This is a genomic window from Gemmata sp. SH-PL17 (assembly GCF_001610855.1).
Lineage (GTDB): Bacteria > Planctomycetota > Planctomycetia > Gemmatales > Gemmataceae > Gemmata > Gemmata massiliana.
In genome coordinates this window covers 9,004,473-9,020,716 of the sequence record NZ_CP011271.1, presented here as the reverse complement: position 1 = coordinate 9,020,716, position 16,244 = coordinate 9,004,473, and the positions used below count along the sequence as shown (strand labels likewise).

Annotated in this window: 16 protein-coding genes; 9 read left to right on the top strand and 7 right to left on the bottom strand. The window is 62.8% G+C overall.

What is annotated here, in order from left to right:
* Positions 1-40 precede the first annotated feature (40 nt).
* The 7 genes from VT84_RS37790 to VT84_RS37760 all read left to right on the top strand — a co-directional run bounded on the left by VT84_RS37790 (position 41) and on the right by VT84_RS37760 (position 8,781).
* The gene (locus VT84_RS37790) at positions 41-667 is read left to right on the top strand and encodes a SpoIIE family protein phosphatase (RefSeq protein WP_082843180.1); all 627 of its coding nucleotides are present in this window, start codon (positions 41-43) and stop codon (positions 665-667) included.
* 2 nt (positions 668-669) lie between these two features.
* Entirely contained in the window at positions 670-1,176 is a 507-nt protein-coding gene (locus tag VT84_RS37785) for a dual specificity protein phosphatase family protein (protein ID WP_162271975.1), read from the top strand.
* On the top strand, positions 1,173-2,135 hold the full coding sequence (locus VT84_RS37780; RefSeq protein WP_082843178.1) for an aminotransferase class IV: 963 nt from the start codon (positions 1,173-1,175) through the stop codon (positions 2,133-2,135). The genes VT84_RS37785 and VT84_RS37780 overlap by 4 nt, the downstream gene beginning before the upstream one ends.
* A gap of 242 nt (positions 2,136-2,377) precedes the next feature.
* Positions 2,378-5,323: a sodium/proton-translocating pyrophosphatase gene (locus VT84_RS37775; protein WP_082843177.1), complete on the top strand. Its 2,946-nt coding sequence runs from the start codon at positions 2,378-2,380 to the stop codon at positions 5,321-5,323.
* Positions 5,324-5,483: 160 nt separating this feature from the next.
* Positions 5,484-7,763, top strand: coding sequence for a carbon starvation protein A (locus VT84_RS37770; protein ID WP_157470305.1), 2,280 nt, complete (start codon positions 5,484-5,486; stop codon positions 7,761-7,763).
* Positions 7,760-8,218, top strand: a complete 459-nt coding sequence (locus VT84_RS37765; RefSeq protein ID WP_052549398.1) for a hypothetical protein — start codon at positions 7,760-7,762, stop codon at positions 8,216-8,218. The genes VT84_RS37770 and VT84_RS37765 overlap by 4 nt, the downstream gene beginning before the upstream one ends.
* Positions 8,219-8,316: 98 nt before the next feature.
* The gene (locus VT84_RS37760) at positions 8,317-8,781 is read left to right on the top strand and encodes a hypothetical protein (protein ID WP_082843176.1); all 465 of its coding nucleotides are present in this window, start codon (positions 8,317-8,319) and stop codon (positions 8,779-8,781) included.
* Between the two features lie 20 nt (positions 8,782-8,801).
* Here VT84_RS37760 and VT84_RS37755 read toward each other — a convergent pair whose 3' ends face one another.
* The gene (locus VT84_RS37755; protein WP_157470302.1) at positions 8,802-9,317 is read right to left on the bottom strand and encodes a hypothetical protein; all 516 of its coding nucleotides are present in this window, start codon (positions 9,315-9,317) and stop codon (positions 8,802-8,804) included.
* Positions 9,318-9,382: 65 nt separating this feature from the next.
* The gene (locus VT84_RS37750; RefSeq protein WP_082843174.1) at positions 9,383-11,044 is read right to left on the bottom strand and encodes a hypothetical protein; all 1,662 of its coding nucleotides are present in this window, start codon (positions 11,042-11,044) and stop codon (positions 9,383-9,385) included.
* Between the two features lie 150 nt (positions 11,045-11,194).
* Between VT84_RS37750 and hemF the strand changes: the two genes are divergently transcribed.
* Positions 11,195-12,079, top strand: a complete 885-nt coding sequence (gene hemF / locus VT84_RS37745; protein WP_052549406.1) for an oxygen-dependent coproporphyrinogen oxidase — start codon at positions 11,195-11,197, stop codon at positions 12,077-12,079.
* A 5-nt stretch (positions 12,080-12,084) separates the two neighbouring features.
* Here the strand turns inward: hemF and VT84_RS37740 are convergent, their stop codons facing one another.
* The 3 genes from VT84_RS37740 to VT84_RS37730 are packed head-to-tail and all read right to left on the bottom strand — an operon-like array spanning position 12,085 to position 13,381.
* On the bottom strand, positions 12,085-12,471 hold the full coding sequence (locus tag VT84_RS37740) for a hypothetical protein (RefSeq protein ID WP_052549408.1): 387 nt from the start codon (positions 12,469-12,471) through the stop codon (positions 12,085-12,087).
* Between the two features lie 59 nt (positions 12,472-12,530).
* Positions 12,531-12,989 carry a DUF6428 family protein gene (locus VT84_RS37735; protein WP_052549410.1) on the bottom strand — a complete coding sequence of 153 codons (459 nt, stop codon included), beginning with the start codon at positions 12,987-12,989 and terminating at the stop codon, positions 12,531-12,533.
* A gap of 14 nt (positions 12,990-13,003) precedes the next feature.
* Complete coding sequence (locus tag VT84_RS37730; RefSeq protein WP_052549412.1) at positions 13,004-13,381, bottom strand: hypothetical protein; 378 nt, start codon at positions 13,379-13,381, stop codon at positions 13,004-13,006.
* Between the two features lie 123 nt (positions 13,382-13,504).
* On the opposite strand from VT84_RS37730, the gene VT84_RS37725 reads away from it, so the two are divergent.
* On the top strand, positions 13,505-14,245 hold the full coding sequence (locus tag VT84_RS37725) for an SDR family NAD(P)-dependent oxidoreductase (protein ID WP_052549414.1): 741 nt from the start codon (positions 13,505-13,507) through the stop codon (positions 14,243-14,245).
* A 10-nt stretch (positions 14,246-14,255) separates the two neighbouring features.
* Here VT84_RS37725 and VT84_RS39380 read toward each other — a convergent pair whose 3' ends face one another.
* On the bottom strand, positions 14,256-14,417 hold the full coding sequence (locus VT84_RS39380; RefSeq protein ID WP_157470299.1) for a hypothetical protein: 162 nt from the start codon (positions 14,415-14,417) through the stop codon (positions 14,256-14,258).
* An 81-nt stretch (positions 14,418-14,498) separates the two neighbouring features.
* Positions 14,499-15,845: a patatin-like phospholipase family protein gene (locus VT84_RS37720; RefSeq protein ID WP_052549416.1), complete on the bottom strand. Its 1,347-nt coding sequence runs from the start codon at positions 15,843-15,845 to the stop codon at positions 14,499-14,501.
* Positions 15,846-16,244 lie beyond the last annotated feature (399 nt).

Below are 16,244 nucleotides of genomic sequence, written 5' to 3'. Positions count from 1 at the left end.
CGGCTAGAATTGACTCACCTCAATTCACGGTCCGGGTGTGATGATCCAGACCTATACCTTCAGTGCCGCGGGCGGACACGCGGTCAACGAAGACGCATTCGTACTTTGTCCCACCACCGATAGAGGTGCGTGGATCGCGACCCTCGCCGACGGGCAGGGCGGACGCGCCGGCGGAGCACGGGCCGCGCAACTTGCGTGTGATGTTGCCGCTCAGCACGCCACCCGAGGTGAGTCGCTCGATTGGGTCGAAATCTTGACTCGCGCCGACGTTGCGGTCGCACAGGATCGCGAGGCCGGCTTCACGACGCTTATTGGTCTGTGTGTTCGCGCCGACCGCGTTATTGGCGCATCGTGTGGCGACAGCGCCGCGGTTGTGGTGTGCGGCGATCAAGCACCGCGCGTACTGACCTCCCGACAATACAAAAATCCGCCGGTTGGTTGCGGGGATGCAATCTTCGTCCCGTTCGAGATGAAACTCACAAACCCCTGGAAGTTACTCGCGATCACGGACGGCGTGTGGAAGTACGCAGGGTGGGAGCGCGTGTGGGATTATGCCGCTCGATTATCGGGCACCGAACTGATCGCGGAACTCCAAAGCGCGGCCCGGCTCGCCCTCACCGGCGAATTCCAAGACGACTTCACCATTGTGTTACTGGAGAGCGCGTAACCGTGTATCGCATCACCCAGTGCCTCTCCGTCGGGCCATTCGCATCACCAGAGCGCGCACAGAAGCTCCTCGCGGCCGGCGTCACGCACGTCCTGAACGTGTCCGACGGGCCGAGTCACGTCTCGGCCGGCAAAGATTCGTTCGCAGACGTCCTGTGGGTACCAATGTCCGATAGCCGCCGCTTGATGTTTCCAACCGCAGTGCAGGCGATCGATGCACTTCACGAACTTGCCTCGGCACCAAACGCGCACGTTTACGTTCACTGCGTCGCGGGCATAGTCCGCTCGCCGACGATCCTGTGGCTGTACCTGATTGCGTGCGGTCTTCCCACGAAATTCGCACGTGACGTCATCGAAACGCGCTCGCCCAACGCAACCGCGGGCCACTACCGTATGGTCGACCACGAGCACGTGTCGCTCGCGCAAAAGCACGGATCGAAGCACTACCTTCCGCACCCGCGCCCGGACGTAATTGTCCCGTTCCCGTTGTCGGAGGACGCGGAGGAATGACCACGCCCCTGGCCTACCTCAACGGTCGGTTCCTGCCGTTTACGGAAGCCGCACTACCGCTGCACGACGCCGGGTTCGTGTCCGGCGCGACGATCGTGGATAACGCGCGCACCTTCCGGCACAAGCTGTTCCGCTGGCCAGATCACCTCGCACGCTTCCGGCGCGACTGTGCCGCGTGCTTCGTTCCGCTCAATGCGACCGACGAGTACCTCACCGCGACCGCGGAGGAACTCGTCGCGCACAACGCGGCTCTGCTCCCCCCGAACGGTGAATTGCAGTTAGTTACGTTCGCTACCCCCGGGCCGCTCGGATTCTACTCGGGCGAAGTGAATAACGGACCACCAACGATCGGTATGGTGACGTACCCGCTCCCGTTCGCGCGCTACCGGCGGTTCTTCACTGAGGGCGCGGCGCTCGCGGTCGCAGGCACGCAATCATCCGACCCGGACGATCTTCTACCGCCGCGAATCAAACACCGTAGCCGGTTGTTCTGGCACATCGCGGACAAAACACTAAACGACCCCACAAGCCGATATTACTCCCCAGGCGCGGTGCCGGTCGTTCTCGATCGCGTGGGAACCGCGGACACCGCGATCGCGTGCGTCTTGGCTGTCGTGGACGATACCGTCATCTACCCACTACCGGATCGCGTGCAAGACAGTATCAGTGCAAAGGTAGTTGCTGATTTGTGCGCCACAATCGGACTGAAGCACCGGACCGAATCGCTCGACTTCCGCCAGATTTGCGGGCCAAACGAAGGCAACAGAAAAAGCGCAATCGCTCTCGACCCGTCCGAACTACTCTTAGCCGGCACCGGCTTTTGCGTGGCCGGGGTCAGGCGGTTCGCATGCTCCGAACACGTGCGCGACTACCCGCGGCCGGGACCGGTGTTCAGCCGGTTACTGACAGCGTGGAGCGATTTAGTTGGAGTAGACATCGCGAAGCAGTTTACCGGGTAACGGATCTCGGAAACGCGGTTTACCACTTCTCGCATTATCGATCTGGATGGGAAGCGGTCCGTTCGTCACAGTTCTTCACAGCCTCTTCTTTACACCCTTGACAGTTTGTGACATTTGTCACAAGCTACGGTCTCTGTCCCAACCGGGCCGCTGGTGGTGGTGACGCGCTTACCTCTCTCCACCCCGCCGACCTCGTGACCGGTTGGGTTTATTGCCGTCCGCTCAAGCGCCAGGATTGCCACATGTCCCTCTCTCGCTCTCGCGCACGTCGGCCGCGGTTCCCGTGGCTGCTCGCGCTCGTTTGTGCCCTCCCAGTTGGGCTTCTTGGCGCGGCCCCCACGAGTCCGCTCGCGCTCTTTGGCGCGGGGTGGGAACCGTTCCTGTTCCTCACCTCCGATACTTACGGGTTGGGTGAGAAACTCGGGTTACTCGGGTGCCTCGTCGTCGCCGTGTGCGGCCTGGGCTACGCCGCGTGGCTCATGAAGCAGGTGTACGCGGCCGACACCGGTACGCCCGCGATGCAGAAAGTCGCGCTGGCCGTGCGCGAGGGCGCGAACGCCTACCTGCGGCGGCAATTCACCGTCGTCGGTGTGCTCATTGTGCTCCTCACCGGCGTCATCATCGCGTCGAAGTGGCCGTGGCACGTTGAACCCGGAGCGCACTCCGCAGGCGAACTGAAGACGATCGCGGTCGGGCGCGGGATCGCGTTCCTGATGGGCGCGCTGTTCTCCGCGGCGGTCGGGTTCACGGGCATGCGCCTCGCGACCGCGGGTAACCTGCGCGTCGCGGCCGCGGCCCGCACGAGCTTCGGCAGCGCGATGCGGATGGCGTACAAGACCGGCACCATCACCGGCATGTTCACCTGCGGGTTGGGATTGCTCGGCGGGACACTAATCCTGCTCATGTTCGGCGAACTCGCCTACGAAATCCTCATCGGCTACGGCTTCGGTGGGTCGCTCCTGGCGCTGTTCATGCGCGTCGGGGGCGGCATCTACACGAAGGCTGCGGACGTGGGGGCTGATCTCGTCGGGAAAGTGGAGCAGGCCATTGCGGAAGACGACCCGCGGAACGCGGCCACCATCGCTGACAACGTGGGCGACAACGTCGGCGACTGTGCGGGGATGGCATCGGACGTGTTCGAGAGCTACTCGGTGACGCTGGTCGCGTCGGTCATGCTCGGGTATGCCGCGTTCGGCTACAAGGGCATGATATTCCCACTCCTGGTGCAAGCTGTTGGAGTGATCGCGAGCATCATCAGCACTTCGATGGTGGGGGCCGGGATCACGACCGGCAACAGTTCCATCGCAATGGGTTCGATCAACCGCGGATTCTGGCGCAGTGCGGTCATCAGTACGATCGGCTTCATGCTCTTCGGCCTCATCTACCTCCGGTTCGACGCGGCCTACATCGTCGAACGCGGCATCGACAAGGGCATGTACCAGGAACTCTACGACAACCCGGACGTGCGCAAGGAACTGAACCTCACGACCACCGGACAGCACACGGTCGCAGATCAGGTGAAAGACCTGCGCGACCTGCGGAACGGGCCGGAACGGAACTCGGACAAGACGGTGAAACTGGAAGAGGAGGTTGAGAAGTACCGCGCTGCGGCGCTGGAGGCGTGGCGCAAACTCGACCCTGCAAAGAAGGCCGAGTTCGCTGAGCGCAAGGTTCACGTTGCCGCCGCGAGCCGAGACCACGAGAAAACGCTCGTCACGGAACTGAAGGGCCGAGGGCTGAACCAGGACGGCGAGAACCGCGGCACGGCCACACTGCTCGAACTGTCCCAAGCGCGCTACCACGTCCCGCTGAAACCGGGGCTGAACCTCTCGATCGCGTGGTGCTGCCTCATCGGAATTTTGCTCGCGGTCGCGCTCAACAAGTGTACCGAATACTGGACCAGCACCGAGTACAGCCCGGTGCGCGAGGTGGTGCGGTCGAGCAGCACGGGCCACGCGACCAACATCATTTCCGGTCTGGCTCTCGGCCTCGAAAGCTCGGTGTGGGCGGTGCTCATCATCTCGGGCGCGATCCTCGGCGCTGTGGCGGTGTGTAACGACGCGCAGAACCTTCTCTACATGGCGTTCGGCGTCGCGATGTGCGGCATCGGGATGCTCACGCTCACCGGCGACACGATCAGCATGGACGTGTTCGGGCCGATCGCGGACAACGCGAACGGGATCGGCGAAATGGCGTTCAACCGTAACGCGGACGGCAAAGACCTGAAAGAAGGTGATGCCGGATTCATGAGCGAAGCCGAGAACAAGGCCGCGCGCCAGATCCTCGCGGACCTCGACGCGGTCGGTAACACAACGAAGGCCATCACGAAGGGCGTCGCAATCGGTTCGGCGGTTATCGCGGCCGTGTCACTATTCGCCAGCTTCATCGCGGTGCTCGTTACCGGGAGCGAGGAGAAGATCGGGCAGTTGCTCATCGGCGACTTCACCGCGGGCGCGTCGAAACTGACCGTCGCGGAACCGCTCGTGTTCATCGGCATGCTGATCGGCGGCGCGGTGCCGTTCCTGTTCAGTGCGATGACAATCCGGGCTGTCGGGCGCGCGGCGTATCTCATCGTGTTCGAGTGCCGCAAGCAATTCCGTGACCCGGAGATCATGGCCGGCACGAAGACGCCCGATTACGGGCGCGTGGTAGACATCTGCACGGGCACGGCCCAGCACGAGTTGATCGGCCCTGGGTTGCTCGCGATCGGTACGCCGCTCGTGGTCGGGTTCTTGCTCGGGCCGTTCGCCCTGGGTGGCTTCCTGGCCGGGATGATTCTGAGCGGTCAACTCATGGCAGTGTTCATGTCGAACGCCGGTGGTTCGTGGGACAACGCCAAGAAGATGATCGAGGACGAGCCCAAGAGCAAGGAGCGGAACACCGGTAAGGGTAGCGAAAAGCACAAGGCGAGTGTGACCGGCGACACGGTGGGCGACCCACTGAAGGACACGTCCGGCCCCGCGATTAATCCGCTCATCAAAGTGATGAACATGGTGAGCTTGTTGGCGCTACCCCTGGTGATCCTGCACAACGTGAAGGACGGAACCGGGAACGCGGTGATCGGCATCACGGTCGCGGTCGTGGCGGGTTTGGCCGTCGCGTGGGCGTGGTGGCAGTCGAAGAAAGACACCGCCGCAATGAACGCAATGGACCAGGCGCCCCCAGCGCCGACCAGCGACGGGAAGTGATACGCGAAGCAGATGAACGAGTTCGGGCCGGGTGACGGAGGTGACGGGATCGGGTGTCGATCTTGTTCGCTTCTGTCACCCGGTCCGAACTCTTGTGTTTCCGGTCAAACCGCTGCGTGATAGGCTATTCGCGTCGTACCCTCCCCACGCGCGGCACAACATGGACCTGTTCGCTGTTACGCTTTACTCGCACGATCCCCATTCCGGGCGCCTGCTCCTGCACGCGATGCCGGTCATGGTCGTCGTGCTGTGCTGTCTCGCCATCGCCTACCGGTATTACTCCGCGTTCCTCGCAGCGAAGGTCGCGGTGCTTGATGATTCGCGTGTTACGCCCGCGCACCGCCTCAACGACGGCCAGAACTACCACCCCACGAACAAGTGGGTGCTGTTCGGGCACCACTTCGCGGCCATTTCTGGCGCCGGTCCGCTCATCGGCCCGGTGCTCGCCATTCAGTACGGGTTCGCGCCCGGACTCGTGTGGCTGGTCATCGGCGTGTGCCTCGCTGGGGCCGTTCAGGACATGCTCGTGTTGGCCGCGAGCGTTCGGCGCGATGGGAAATCGATCGCCGAAATCGCGCGGCACGAACTCGGCTACCCGGCCGCGATCATCGCGTCGGTCGCGATCCTGTTTATCGTGGTGATCGCGCTCGCCGGTCTGGGGATCGTGGTGGTGAAGGCGCTCGGCGGCGAAGAGGTAAAGTTGCCCGCGGGAATGACCATCGAATCGCCAGAGCCACCAGCCCAACGCGAAGGTGTCTACCATTTTCCCGCGAAGTGCCGCGTCCGGTACTCTCCCGAGGCACAGCTCACGCTCCGGTCCGAAACGTTCCGCATCAGGTGTCCGGAAGCACCGGCCGTGTTGTCGGAGCCGGCGCTGCCCGTAACTTACCGGCTCCCCACCGGTTGCACTCAGGTCGTGCCTGGGAGTTCGTGGGGAACGTTCACAATCGCGTGTACGATCCCGATCGCCCTGTTGGTCGGGCTGTGGATGTACCGTATTCGCCCGGGGCGCGTGGTCGAAGCGTCGCTCATTGGCGGGTTCCTCACGCTCGCCGCGGTCGTGGCCGGGAACTGGGTTCCCGGGTCGCCACTCGAACGCTTCTTCTCTCTCACGCGCGACCAAACCATCGTCACTCTGGGTGTTTACGGGTTCATCGCCGCAGTGCTCCCGGTGTGGCTGCTACTAGGGCCGCGCGACTACCTCTCCAGTTTCCTGAAGATCGGCACCGTCGGGTTGCTCATTGTGAGCGTGTGTGTCGCGAACCCGGCACTTCAGGCCCCGCCGATCAACGAAGTGTTCATTAACGGCGGACCGACGTTTCTCGGGGTGCCCGGGCTTTCCGCTCCGGTTTTCCCGTTCGTGTTCATTTGCGTGATGTGCGGGGCCGTCAGTGGGTTCCACTCGCTCGTTTCTAGCGGTACAACACCGAAGATGGTGGAAAAGGAATCACACATCCGCACCATCGGCTACGGGTCCATGCTGATCGAAGGGGTCGTCGGAGTAACGGCACTCGTTGCCGCTGCAGCGTTGCCGCCGGAACTGTACTACGCGATCAACGTGCCCATCGACCGCACATCGGAATACCAAAAGCAACTCGACGAGGTGTACGACAAGTACGGCGTGAAGGTGCCCCCGGAGGGAAAAGACCCGGCGCACGCGACCAATGTGGATTCGCCGCAGCACCTCGACCTGGGCCGGGTGGAAGAGAAGGTCGGCGGCGAGTCACTACGCGGGCGAACGGGCGGCGCGGTCACGCTCGCCGTGGGCATGTCCGTCGTCTTCGAGCAGGCGTTCAACTGGTTCGGCGTTACAGGCGAGTGGCTCCTGAAATACTGGTACCACTTCGCAATCATGTTCGAGGCGCTCTTTATTCTCACGACGATCGACGCCGGAACGCGCATCGCGCGATTCTTGTTACAAGAAAGTGTGGGGCGCGTTTACGCTCCGATGGCTAAGCAGAACTGGTTGCCCGGGGCGCTCCTCGCCAGCGCCACAGTTACTGGCGGTTGGTGCTGGCTCGTGTGGACCGGCAGCATTGATACCATTTGGCCCATGTTCGGTATCGCGAATCAGTTGCTCGCGGTGCTGGCACTCGCACTCGTAACGACCTGGATGGTAAACAACGGGCGCGGAAAGTACGCGGCCGTCACAATCCTCCCGATGCTGTTCGTGACCAGTACCACGCTCACGGCCAGCTTTCAGTTGGTCACGGGCCGGTTCGCACAGTTGATCGAAACCGGGCGCGCGAAGGTGACAGCGGGAGCGTCCGAAGTGGGGCAGAAAATGATCCTGACGGGTTTCCTCAACACAGCGCTCACCCTCTTCGTCGTTACGTGTGTCGTCACGCTCCTGTTTTGGTCCGCCGCGCGCTGGCTGACGGTGTGGCTGGGTTGGGGTAAACCGAGCAGCGCCCCCACGAAACCGAATGGTGTGGTATGACGCGACACGCGCGCGAAGCCGTTTCGCTCGCAGTTGCGGCGGCGCTGGGCGAGGTCGTACTCGTCGCGTTCATGACCACCGATTGGTCGGCAGTTGGGGCGAACGTGCTGTTGTTCGCGTTCCTCGTCGGCCCGCCGCTCTTTCTCGCCATGACCGCATGGCGCCGGCGCACGCACCCGGCGCGTTCGCGCCTGCTCTTCGTGGTGGCAGTCGTGATCGCGGTCGGCGGGTTGGGTGTGCTCGGCTGGGATCTTTATCGCTACAGCACAAACGCGCAGTTCCGCCGAACGCCGAACATGCACGGGTTAATCGTACCCATCGTTCAGTGGGTCGTTATTCTGGCGGCTTGGCTGGTTCTGGTGGTTCAAGAGGGCCGGGACAAACACACGGCCAAGAGCGCACCACTTCCCCTGTCTGGGGCAGAAAAACAAACATCAACGCGCCCACAATCGTAGCCGCAAAAAATCGCACACAAAGCGCTTGACCCGAGCCGCACTTCACGGCATACCACGCGGCTCATTCCGTGGGAACAATCCGCGTCGGGGGACGGGTCATGCGGCGAGCCTTACTCGCGGTGGGGGTGATGTGCGCGGTCGGGGTGACCGGCCGCAGCACGGCACAGTTCAACACGACGAGCGCGTCCAATAACAGCGGAACGACCATGCCGGGGCAGGTCGTGGGCGGGTACACCGGTCAGGTTCTACCCGTGGGACAATCGGCCCCTCAAGCCGCACCGCAAGCGGGCCAGTCGATCACCGCGAATGGGATGCAGCGCCCCTACGATCCCAATCGCCCCTACGACGCCTTCAAGGGCACGGGTATCGATCCGAAGAACGTGCTCGCTCCGCTCGTCGGTGCGGACGGGAAGCCGATTGCCACGCCGGACGCACTCGACAAGCTCTCGGAGCGGATCAAAGCGTTCTTCATTAAGAACCCGCCGCCCCCGCGCCCGCCCTACACGCCGGGCATCACCCGCCGGGCCAAGGAACGTGGGAATCAGATGTGGCGCCGGGATTGACCGCGCGAGTTACGACATGCCTATTCGGTTAGCTGAAACGAGTCCAGAAACGCAGTCGATTCGTCCGAGGCCGCGTAGCTGTCTGTACCAAGTACCGTCACTTGGTACAGTCGCGTACCGACAAGGTAAATCCGAGCGCGGAGAATGCCTGGTTTAGGCTCCGTAACGTGCACCAAGAAATCGCGCCCCGGGTACTTGCCCGCGAGCGTGATATTCGTTCCCGACACCGCTTTGCCGCCCGCGGCGCGAATCATGTCACTCTTCGCCGAATCCAAATAGCGCGGGATCAACTCCGCCGGCTCGTCACCCTTGAGCGGCAGCTCCGTTACTGCGACCGTGCGTGCCCCTTCTGTCGTCACAACGGAATACACGACGGAGCGCAAGCCGCCGACGGTCTTCTCAACGACCTTTGGTTCACCGCCGAACTGCGCCTGGAACTTGTCACCCTTTGAGACGAATACAGACGGGCGTTGCTGGCAGCCCGCTACCAGCAACACGGTAACAACAATCCCCAGGTGCAACCGAATCGCGAACACGGTGCCCACCCTCGCGGTGAACGATGCGCCGGGCGCATTAAACGCCCCGGCACCAACCAGCGGTCCTATTTCTTTTCTAACGGATCGGCAGCTCCTTCGCCTTCCTCGAGCGACGTAAAGAGCGCGGGGGGTAGTATCCGCAAATTGATCGCGTACCGCACCTTCAACTCTTTTCCGCCGCTCACTGCGAGCGACATCGCGGAAACGAGCTTGTCCTCCTTACCGAGCACCCGCTCCACCTGAGCCGCGGGACCACCGGCTTTCTCGATCAGCTTCACCAGACGGTCCGGGTTCACAACGATATCAATGACCGGCGCGTCAGCGGCCTTTACCGTAAGTGCGTCCTTCACCACCGTGACCGCGTCCGTGCCAACCGCCACGAACACGCCCTTCGGCGCGAACGCGAACGCGATCACGCACTTATCACCACCGAACGGCTTCGTGACATCAAAGAAATTCCCCCCGGCCATCTTGTACGTGTGAATGTTGATGGCTCCGGCTTTATCCGCACTCCACTTGAACCGCTCTTGTTCGTTCTCCGGCGCGTTCTTCTCGACGAAGGCTTTGAATTCCTTTTCCAGTGCCGTGGTGCCCTCGAACGCACCCGCCGCGACCACGCTGAAGTCACCGTCCTTGTTCGGCCCGCGAACGGCCCCGACAATATCAACCTCACCCGTCTTCACAGTGCGGATCAGTCCTTTAAATATCTCGTCCGCAAGCGCCTTGGACGGGTCGTTGGCGGGAACTAGTTTTTGTCCCTCTTCGAGCGACTTCGCCGCACCGGTCTTCAGTTCATCGTTGAAGAACGGGAGGCGCGTCTTGAACCCGACGGCCGTGTCCGGCCCGAGCAACCCGGCGAACTTATTGCCAACCGGTTTGAAGCCCGCGATCGCCTTCGATAGAGCAGAATCGGGCTTCCCTTTGAGTGCCGCGTCGATGCTCAGATCTCCGGTCGGCACGTCCAGGTTGAGTCGCAGCGTGGCCGTGTCCCCGCCGCCCAGGAGCAGAAAGTAGCGCCCGACCATCTTCTCGAACTCTTCGACGAGCGGCTTGAAGACCGCCGCCTCCTGAGCGCCGATGCCGAATCCCCCGCGCCCGTTCCCAAAATCGAGCGCTTTCTTGAAGTCTTCGAGGCCCTTCGCCGCAGCCAGCTTCACTTCGGGCGTCAGTCGATCGAAGTGAAGTTTCCCGGCGAAAAGCGCCTGGTCCGCCGGATCGTAAAGCTTGTTGGCCGGGACGAGGGCCTTCGCTTCCAGCGCCGGTTCCGGCTTCGATCCGTAGGAGATGTAAGCGTACTGCTCGCTGAACCGCATCCGGGCCTTATACTGCGGGTCCAGCGGCGGGAGCTGGTACAGCCCCTTACCCAAATCTTCGGGCTTGCCTTTATTGAATCGCTCGCACAGCGCGAGGAAGTCCTTCTCGTTAGTGATTGGGAACGCGATCACTGCCGTGATATCTTCCGGCTTCGGAGCCAGGTTCACGTACCCCACCACTGGTCGAATCATATCCAATCCGTTGAAGCCCTTTTCGCCGAAGCGTTCTTTGATCGAATCGTTCAGCGCTTTGACCGCTTTTGCGCCGCCGATGAGGTCGGCCGCGGCTCGCAGGTCGCCGAGCACGCGGTTGGCCGGCTGCGTTTGGAACGTGATCGGCGGAGCCGGGGGATCGGCGGAGAGGGCGATCGGCGCGAAGAACGCTGCGGCGGTCAAAACCAGCGCGTACCGCATTTGGGGGCCTCCGAACGAATGAGGTAACCGGCTCACCTCAGAATACGGCCCCCAGATGTCGTTTGCCATCCGGGGCGCGATCAATTAGAACGCCCAACGGAGTGTATTCCGCGCCGGAGCTTGTGCCCCGGATTCCAGCCAGAGTCTCACATGCACGAACGCGCTTCGACCTATTTCCGGGGGCTACAGGACCGGATCTGTGCCGCACTCGAAAGTGCCGACGGTACCGCCCGGTTCCGCGAGGACACGTGGACGCGGCCCGGCGGCGGGGGCGGGCGCTCGCGCGTGATCGAGAACGGCGCGGTGTTCGAGAAGGGCGGAGTGAACTTCTCCGAAGTGTTCGGCTCGTTCACCCCGGAGTTCGCGAAGCAAATGCCCGGCGACGGGTTGGCGTTCACGGCTGTGGGCGTGTCGCTCGTGCTGCACCCGCGCAGCCCACTGGTACCGACCGTACACGCGAATTTCCGCTACCTCACACACGGTGCGAAGGCGTGGTTCGGCGGCGGCGGCGACCTCACCCCGTATTACCCCTTCAAGGAAGACGTGATTCACTTCCACCGCGTCTGGAAGAAGGTGTGCGACGCACACGCGACAGTCGCCGATCACGCAAAAATGAAGAAAGAGTGCGACGACTACTTTCACTTGAAGCACCGCAACGAGGCGCGCGGGGTCGGCGGGATCTTCTTCGACTACCTGGACGCGACCGACGCCGCGTTCGCGTTCGTGCAGGCTGCGGGGGATGCGTTCCTGGACGCATACCTGCCGGTCGTGGAGCGCCGAAAAGCACTGAACTATTCGCCGGAACAGCGGTTCTTTCAGGAGTACCGGCGCGGGCGCTACGTGGAATTCAACCTGGTGTACGACCGCGGTACGGTGTTCGGTCTGAAGACCGACGGCCGCACCGAGAGCATCTTGATGAGCCTCCCACCCGTCGTGCGATACATCTACGATTACCGCCCCGCGCCCGGATCACCGGAAGCGGAGCTGACGGAACACTGGCTCAAACCCAAGGACTGGGCCGCGATGGAGGGGTGAGCGACTCAAACCGCCCTTTTCTCTGTCTCTAGTGCGTGCAATGTACTTCGACGGTCGATGTTCTTTTGCGTCCCCGATTTTTCGCGTCCGGGACGCACCCACGCAATATCGCCGTCGGAATCCGCGGTCATCTGGGCATCGCGGGTGTCATCCGTCTCGAAGCCCCCGACCGTTTTGAAACCCGCGTTGTTGCGTGGACTGGCAAACATGTGATAGACCACAACGGCCGTGGTCTTCCCGAGCAGGTAGTTTTGAACCAGGGTATCCGCTCCGCGAGCGTCGCCGACCACGAACGAGTCTCCGCATGCCAGTGCCGCATCGATTGCTTGGCGGTAATGCACATCGAACTCGATCGCGGTCAGGTTGAGGTGCCCACTGACGAAATGCGTCATGGAGTTCGTGCTCGATTAGTGGTGCCGACCTTCACAACGATCTCTCCCGCCACCTCTCGTTAGCAGCACCCGGACTTCGCCCCGTTCGGTGCGGGTGCGCACCCGCTAACACCGCACTTGTCTGGCGCGAGGCAATCCGTGTGCTTGCGCCCGAGGTGGAACAGCACGCCCGCGGGCGTCATCTCGGCGAACGCGACCGGGAACTGCGACACGGCGTCGCGTTCGTATTCCACTTCGACCACCAGATCGTCCGAACCAAGCAGTGGGGCCGCGAGGTTCAAGATGCTCGCCAGTTTCCCGGCGGTCAGACGGTGCGCGGTGTCGTTCGCGACCCACACCTGAAGTAGGCACGAAACAACGGAGCGTCTCGTCCCTCCGCAATCCATGAAGTCCTTCTGTACGCGCCCGACTTCGGTGACGTGAAAGTGTGCGGGCACGAAATCACCGTCCGGGAGCATCAGGTGCAAGGCCGCGCCCGGATCAGCCAGCAAAACACCTCGAAATTCAGCCACGTTCATTCGCGTATCTCCAATCAACCGGTCGTATACGACCAGCCGCACTGAGGGCACTTGTTCTCGCCAGCGGGGATCGATCCGCGGCATGCGACGCACACGGACGGTTCGGACACGTCGTCCGGTTCCGGTGCGTCAGGTGCTTCCGGCACTTCGCTCTCCGGCTCGCCCGTACCGAACTTCCAACCGTACACGATGTGACTAATCGCCGCTACGATCGTGCAGCCAAAGAGGAGCACTTCGCCCAACGTGAGCGGCGCGGCGAGCAGGCGCGGGAGCATGAGAACCACCCCGGCCAGACGCACCGTCCAGTCGCGCGCGAACAAGAGGAAAAGCCCCGCGACCGCGACGAACAGGAGCGCGTTGATGAACTCGGGGCCACCCACGGGGGCGGTCATTTCTCTCTCCACTCTCCCAATCGAACTCGATCGATGCAGCCTATCGGGACCGGCACCCGTATGCAAGTTGGCACCACGGTGGCGCCCCGCTCACAATGGACGCCATCACCCCCGGAGTCTCGCATGTCCACTTTTCGCAAAGTCGCGCTCGTTACGGGTAGCGCCACCGGTGTCGGGCGCGCGTGTGCCGTCCGGTTCGCCAAGCTCGGGTACGCGGTCGTGGTGAATTATTCCAAGTCCGAAACCGAGGCTCACGAAACGCTCAAGCTCGTTGAGGCCGAAGGCGCGCCGGCGCTGTTGTGCAAGGCGACGGTCGCGGACGCGGGCGCGGTGAACGAAATGATCGCCGCAACGGAAGCGACCTTCGACCGGCTCGACGTGCTCGTGAACAACGCGGGCACCACGCACTTCGTCCCGCACACCGACCTCGACGCTCTCACCGACCAGGTCTGGGACGACATCTTCAAAGTGAACGTGATGGGAACGTTCTACTGCACCCGCGCCGCGATGCCGCTGCTGAAGGCGAGTGGAGGGAACGTGGTCAACGTGACGAGTGTCGCGGGATTGACGGGGCTGGGAAGCTCGATCCCGTACTGCGCGAGCAAGGCCGCGCTAAACTGCATGACACAGTCACTCGCTCGTACCTTCGGGCCGGACGTGCGCGTGAACGCGGTCGCCCCGGGACCGATCCTCACGCGCTGGCTCGAAGGGCGCGAGGCCCATATCGCAAGATTCCTGGAACAAGCCCCGCTCGGACGCGCCGCCAGCCCCGACGACATTGCCGACGCGGTGGTCTATCTTGCCAACGGTACCACGCTGACGACCGGGCAGGTTTTGGTCGTCGACGGCGGCCGAACGATGTAACGGGGTAACGTCAGTCAGTCTTCCTCGATATGGGGGCGATGGTCTTCATTTCCGTATTCTCGCCCCGAAGATCCTTCAGCGCCTCCTGCCACTGGCGCTTGTCATCGGGCGTGATGCACCCGGTCGCGGTCACTAGCGCAGCGAGCACGACAAGTGTCAGAATCCGTCGCATAACATGTCCCCCGGCACGGCGAGCGAGCCCAATACCGCCGGGGGTAGCACCACGCAACGAGAATTCGATTAGAAGCGAACGTCACTTCTCGGGTACCGCCATCGGGATCGGGCTACTCGGTGGTCCGAGCGTTCCAGTGGCCGCGCGGCCGGTGTCGGTGAGCGCGGTCCCGGAGCGGTACTTCGCGCCCTCGCCCGGTTCGTACCCGGGCGGCGTGATTCGCCACTTCACACCAGACTGCGCCCACTGCACGCCTTCATCGAACAACCGCTTCATCTCGTGCGGATCGAAATCGGTGCTGGATAGCGGCGACTGCACCCGCTCCGGAATGACCGACACGTTGTAGTTCATCCCGGTCATCGTCGTGAGCAGGAAGAGTTTGTGCAGGTCGCTGCGCGTCTGGTCGTAAACGATGGTAGAGATCGCGTTGCTCGCGATGGCGAACGTGCGCGGTTTCACCGGCGTCGGGTCCGGGTACATTTTCCCCGCAACCAGGACGTACACCTCGGACCCGTGGAGCCAACCCGCCGGCAGCTTCTCGTGCTCGGCGTGTGGCACCCACGGCGGGGCGAAGAACATGGACGACGTGGTACCGCCATCAATGTGGCGCTCGACGAACCGCTTGCCGTCCACCGTGACCGGAATGCGCACGGGCGGGAAGAAGCCCGGGATCGACGCGGACGCGAGGAGCACTTTGCGGAACAGTTCGCGGCTCTGCGGTGTGTCGCGGGCCGCGATCGCACCCATGTCCCACACGACCGCCCGGCGCGCATCGAGATCAGTGGTGCCGACGTAGAACCGACGCCCCTTGCGGTGCTCGATCGCGAACCGGGCAATGCGCTCGTCCGTGGCGACTTGGTGAATCACTCGGTTCAGCGGTGAACTGTCTGCGAGCGACTCTGATAACAGAGCAGGAATGAGTCGGTTCTTGCGGTAGATGTCCGAACTGCGGAGCGTGGTGTAACACCGCTGCAACTCCGCGTCCTCGGACGTCCCCAGGAACGCAAACGCACCGAGCAATGCGCCGGTGCTAATACCGGTCACCACATCGAACTCGGGGCGCGTACCGGTCGCGGTCCAGCCGACGAGAACGCCCGCAGGGTACGCCCCATAAGAGCCGCCGCCGGTGATGACCAGAATGTGTTTTTTGGGAAGTGGGACGGGCGGTTTGGCCCCTGCGCGCGCCTTCTCCGCGAACGCGAGCAGGTCTTCCGTGCGAATGGTGCTGCGACCGGCTTCCTGGGCCTCCAAATCGAGCCATCCGACGGACGCCTTGAGTTCGGCAGGTGTACGCTCACCCCGCGAGCGCAAGCGCCCGGGCGTGAGGCGATCGCCGACGGCACTCGGGCCTGCGCACCCGAGCACGACAGCGCCCATGAGCAGCGCCAGCCCAAGGGCCGGCACCGGTCGCGTGAACGTGCGGACCATTCTTCCCCCCAAGAATTTGAGGGGGATAACGTGAGGGTGCGAAACCCGCAAGAGAATACTGCCGGGTTTCGCAGAGACTGCTTATTTACGGTGCCGAATCCGGGAGCGCATCCGGCGCTTCTTCCGACCCACTTTCCGCCGACCGGTGCCGCGACGCCGACCCATAATTCGCTCCTACCGTCAGAAATTGTCAGGGAGGTTTGTGTGTTGTTGCGAAGTCGTGATTCTAGCCACAAGTGAGCGAGTGACAAGTACCGTTCGCGGCACCAAACCCGTCGCTCGCCCCAATCACCCCAGTCGCCAGAATCAAATTATGAGCCCCAAACCGCCCGTGCGGAGCAATCTGGGCGTGAGACATGGGCTTCTGACCGGGACGCCGAATCTGTTGGTTGCGATTTC